At 69.4% G+C, this 705-nt stretch carries 1 protein-coding gene; it reads right to left on the reverse strand.

What is annotated here, in order from left to right:
• Positions 1 to 129 precede the first annotated feature (129 nt).
• Positions 130 to 705, reverse strand: a 576-nt coding sequence (locus WDW90_RS37750) for a VOC family protein (RefSeq protein WP_336492826.1), incomplete at its 5' end; no start/stop codon positions are given.

Consider the following 705-nt stretch of genomic DNA (forward strand, 5'->3'; position numbering starts at 1 on the left):
TCGACGGTCCGCGTGACGGCGAGCTCCCTGTCCGATGTCCGCTCCACCGTCGTGCGTGCCTTCCCAGCAGTGGGGTCATCCTGTCTGCCTGCGTTCATCCGCTTCTCGCTCGTCATCGCGAGCCTCCCTTCACGCCGGTTGGCGCGGGCCGGCAAGGCCGAGCCTGTTACCTGCCGGATCGGCGATGTTGGCCGAGTAGCTGCCGCCTGGGATTGGATCGGGCCCCTGGAGCACCGTGCCGCCGCTCTCGCGGACCGCCGCGAGCGCAGCATCGATATCGGCCACGTGAACGTACCAATTCCATCGGGCCGGCGCGCCGGTGGCTGCACTCGACATCACCGCGCCAGGGCGCAGGTCGCTCCGGCCGATGAAGGCGTACTCACCCATCCCGCCCATCGGCATGGCCCCGAGCTTCTCCCAGCCGAAGAGTGCCCCGTAGAACGCGAAGGCAGCCTCGGGATCGGGGGTCGCGAGCTCGATCCACACGCCGTGGCCGAGGGTTTGCTCCGTCCCAAGGGGCACCGGCCCAAAGGCCCGGCTCTCGTCAGGGCTCGTCGCATTCATCAGGGCGAAGACCACGTCCTGCGGGTCGCTGACCATGGCAAAGCGGCCGACATGGGGGATGTCGACAGGCCCGAACCGGATCTGGCCGCCGAGACCCACCACCCGGGAGACCGTGGCGTCGACGTCGCGGGTCGCGAGGTA

It is taken from the genome of Methylobacterium nigriterrae (assembly GCF_037106235.1).
In the GTDB taxonomy this organism is placed as follows: domain Bacteria; phylum Pseudomonadota; class Alphaproteobacteria; order Rhizobiales; family Beijerinckiaceae; genus Methylobacterium; species Methylobacterium nigriterrae.